Source organism: Galactobacter sp. (assembly GCF_022712295.1).
GTDB lineage: Bacteria > Actinomycetota > Actinomycetes > Actinomycetales > Micrococcaceae > Galactobacter.
The window spans coordinates 1-4,075 of record NZ_JALAGT010000096.1; the positions used below are offsets into that span (position 1 = coordinate 1).

A 4,075-nucleotide genomic window follows, 5' to 3' on the forward strand; every position below is an offset into this window, starting at 1 on the left:
GCCCATTTGTTTTGCAGGGTGGTGCGCAGGGCTGTGGGGATGGAGTAGGACTTGGCCTGTTCGTCGAGGATGGTGCCAGTTGCTGGGTCGGTGAGGAGGCGGCGCAGTGAGGGTGCTTGTGAGGCGAGGTGGCAGGCGATGTCGGCGGGGATGGGTCCTTTGCCTGCGAGTTGTCCGGGGAGCGGTTCGTCGCCGGTGAGGGTGAGGAAGGGAACCGTGGTGGAGACCTGGGCTTGAGAGGCCAGCCAGGAGTCATTGCGCGGGATGGTCACGGTGACCTGATGGATAGCGTCGACCAGCTGGGCAGGCGCTTGGCCGTCCGCGTTGTTGGTGGCGTCAGACTCCTGCGTGTCACCTGCGGGTGCTTCCGAGGAAGCCGCCGTGGCAACTTCCGTCACCGTGATGTCCAGGCTGTGCGGGGTGTTGATGAGGATGTCGAACATGAGTTGGCCAAGGTTGCGGTCATCCGTGATGGTGTGGGAATCCGCTTCTTCGAGGAGGACGGGATCACCCTTACGGATAAGCCGCGCGAAGGCCCTGAGACGTGCCTCCAGAGCGGTCAGGATGTGGACGGGGCCGGAGAGTTCGAGGAGGCCGAGTCCGTTGCCCAGGTCGGTGAGGTGAACACCTCGTTCTTCGAAGGCGTGTTCCGCCGAGTGTTCGGGGGTTTTGAGTAAAGCGACGGCCGCGCTGAGAGCCGCGCGGTAATGGGTCGCGCTGGTGGTGGGTGCCAGCTGGGCCAGTGCCCGGTCGAGGTAGTCGTAGGAGCCGGCTTCGATGTCTTGGGCGCGGGAGGTTGTGTGGTCGTAGAGGTCGAAGGGTAGGTTCCCGGACTGCATGGCGGTGGTCAGCCGGGGGAGGAGGAACCGTCCTTTGAGGATCCGTGTGGCGAAGGCCCGAACTTGACCACGGGTCTTTCCCAGGGTGGTGGCGAGTTCCATCCAGGTGGTGGCGGGTATGGCGGTGAGTAGGTCTTTGAGGGCTTCGATGATGGCCTGTGGGTTGCGGGCGTTCGGGGCATCATCAGAGTTACCGGCGTGTTCGATTTCCTTCACGGTGGTGCCGGTGGCGGTGAGGAGGTAGTCGATGATGGTGGACCAGCGTCCGGATTGGATGTGTTGGTAGTCGTCTTGTACCGCGCGGAGACTGGGGAGAGTGGTCATCATTCACCTCCTTGACAGGTGTCGTGTCCGTGCCGATTCGTAGTCTGAAGGAGCCGGACTGCGGTGGATCGCCGATGATCTACCGATATCCATATTCTATTACATTGTGAACGCTTTGGGTAGAGCTAATCGAAGATTGTCACAGAGATATTTTTCTATCCACAGACTGTTGACGCACAGTCACATCTAGATACACATCTGTGGATTAGACCTGTGTATATGTGGATAACGTGGGGACTTGGCAGAACTCGCCGCGTCCCCTGGGAACGGCGCTACCGAACACCCTCCAATCGGACCCCGCACCCCATGTCACCTGGTGAGATGCCCTCATTTCCCACAGTCCTCCTTGATAGACTCGGCCCATCATGACTGAACCGACGCCTGAACCGATGACGCCCGCACAGCAGACCTCCACGGACTCCTTCCGCTACCGCAGCGATCCCCTGCCCGTGCACGTCATCGAGAACGCCCGCATCCCCCTGGCCGACGGCGTCGAGCTGTCCGCCCGCGTCTGGCTGCCGGCCGACCGGCACACGCAGCTCGACGCGACCCAGACCTCGGGCGATCGGGGAGACGCCGGTACGCAGGGATTCGAGCCCGTGCCGGCAGTGCTGGAGTACATCCCCTACCGCAAGAACGACATGACCGCCGCGCGCGACCAGACGATCCACCCGGAGTTCGCCCGGGCCGGCTACGCCAGTGTGCGCGTCGACCTGCGCGGCTGCGGCGATTCCACCGGAGTGATGACCGACGAGTACTCGGCCACGGAACTGGACGACGGCCTGCAGACACTGGCCTGGATCGCCGCCCAGCCGTGGTGCAACGGCAAGGTCGGCATCATCGGCAAGTCCTGGGGAGGGTTCAACGGCCTACAGCTGGCGGCCCTGCGCCCGCCGGAACTGGCCGCCGTCATCACCGTGTGCTCGACCGACGATCGCTACGCCGACGACGTCCACTACAACGGCGGGGCCATCGTGGGCGACCAGATGCTGTCCTGGGCCTCGACCATGTGGGCCTACAACGCCCGCCCGCAGGACCCGGCCGTGGCCGGCGCCGGCTGGCTCGAGGACTGGAAGCACCGGATCGACGAATCGCCGAACAACATCGCCGAATGGCTGGGGCACCAGCGTCGCGACGCCTACTGGAAGCACGCGTCGGTGTGCGAGACCCCCGAGGCCATCGAGGTCCCCGTGCTGGCCGTCGGCGGCCTGCAGGACGAATACCGCACGACCCTGTTCCGGCTGATGGAGAACGCCGCCGAGCAGCGGCGCACCAACCCCGACTACCCGCCCATCCACGCCCTGCTGGGCGGGCACGCCCACAACTATCCGCACCAGGCCGCGCCCGGGCCCGGTTACGACTTCATCGGCGAGGCGATCCGCTGGTGGGACAAGTGGATGAAGGGCGTGGACAACGGGGTGCAGGACGATCCGCAGTTGCGCGCCTTCGTCCCCGACAGTGCCCCGATCGGCTCCGATCGGGAAACCCGGTCCGGCCGCTGGGTGGCCGAACAGGTCTGGCCCAGCCCGCAGGTGGCCGAGGTCGAATACGGCACCGCAACACCCGCCGGCTCTGCAACCCCTGCTGCACTCACCGCAACCCCCGCCGGTCCCCGGACCCTGTCCTCGTCGGTGCTGTTGGGCTTCGACGGCGGCAGCTGGCTGCAGTTCGGTGAGGCCGCCGGCATCCCGGGAGATCAGGCCAGGGACGACGCCCAGTCCTTCACCCTGAGCTGGCCGGCCGCCGAGGGTCTGGAGATTCTGGGCACCCCGCGAGTGCGGGCCACCGTGTCCTCGAGTGCCGACCGCGGCGTGATCGCAGCGCGCCTGTGTGATGTGGACCCTGCCGGGCAATCCCGCCTGCTGACCCTGGGCCTGTTCAATCTGACCCACCACACCGGCCACGAGTTCCCCGAACCGCTGACGCCGGGAACCCCGGTCGAGCTGGACTTCCCGCTGCTGGCGACCGCGGCTCGGCTGGCTCCGGGTCACAGCCTGCGCCTGAGCATCTCCGCAAGCTATTGGCCGAACCTGTGGCCCTCGCCCGGGGAAACCCTCATCACCGTGCACGATGCGAACCTGCTCGCCCCCGTGCGCACGGCTGCGGACCCGGTGGCGGATTCGGCGCTGAGCGCACGGGTCACCGCGGCCCTGGGCACGCTGCCGGAGCCACCGGAGAACACGATCGACGCGGACTATGCGCCGATGACGCGGACCCTGGAGACCGACCTGGTGACGGGCCGGACCAAGGTGGAGACCTTCACCGAATCCTGGCAGACGGACCTCGCCGATGGACTGTTCTACTACTCCTCCGAACGCGACTCCTACTTCCGGACGGCCGGGGACTCCTCCTCTCCCGAGGCCGTGTGCGAGCGCAGCATCCGCTACCGGCGCCCCGGACTGCCCGATGTGCAGGAGGCCCCCGGCCGGGCCCACACCGTGCAGGCGGACGCCCCGGCGGCCGCTGATCACGGCTGGGACGTCGAACTGCGCACGCGCAGCCGGATGACCGGGGACGCCACGAGCTTCACCGTGACGAACGAGCTCGTCGCCTACCACGATGGGGTGCCCTTCCACCGGCGGAGGACCAACACCACGGTGCCCCGCGATCTGAACTGAGGTGCATGCGGATGAATGGACCCGGAAACGACGGAATTGGAAATGACGGACCCAGAACACGTGAACCGCGCAGCCGCGGGCCACTGACCCGCCGCGGCGCCCTGGGGTTGTTGGGCGTGGGCCTGGGCGCCGGTCTGGGGCTGGCGTCCCTGGCCGGGTGCACGGGCCCGGCAGGGGCCGAGGCCTCGGGGAGGAAGGGCGGGAAGCGGAGCCTGACGGTCGGCTCCAAGGGCTTCGCCGAAAGCTGGGTGATGGGCGAGCTCTATGCCCAGGGCCTGCGGGAGCGCGGCTACC

2 protein-coding genes and 1 pseudogene are annotated in these 4,075 nt (G+C 66.8%); 2 read left to right on the forward strand and 1 reads right to left on the reverse strand.

Annotated elements, in window-relative coordinates; translation table 11 throughout:
- The coding region (locus Q0A15_RS07340) for a DUF222 domain-containing protein (protein WP_367273367.1) at positions 1-1,163 on the reverse strand (1,163 nt) is incomplete at its 3' end.
- Positions 1,164-1,528: 365 nt separating this feature from the next.
- On the opposite strand from Q0A15_RS07340, the gene Q0A15_RS07345 reads away from it, so the two are divergent.
- Both Q0A15_RS07345 and Q0A15_RS07350 read left to right on the forward strand, forming a co-directional pair.
- Positions 1,529-3,781: a CocE/NonD family hydrolase gene (locus tag Q0A15_RS07345; protein WP_291278873.1), complete on the forward strand. Its 2,253-nt coding sequence runs from the start codon at positions 1,529-1,531 to the stop codon at positions 3,779-3,781.
- An 11-nt stretch (positions 3,782-3,792) separates the two neighbouring features.
- Positions 3,793-4,075 (forward strand): annotated as a pseudogene (locus Q0A15_RS07350) (hypothetical protein); the annotation flags it as partial.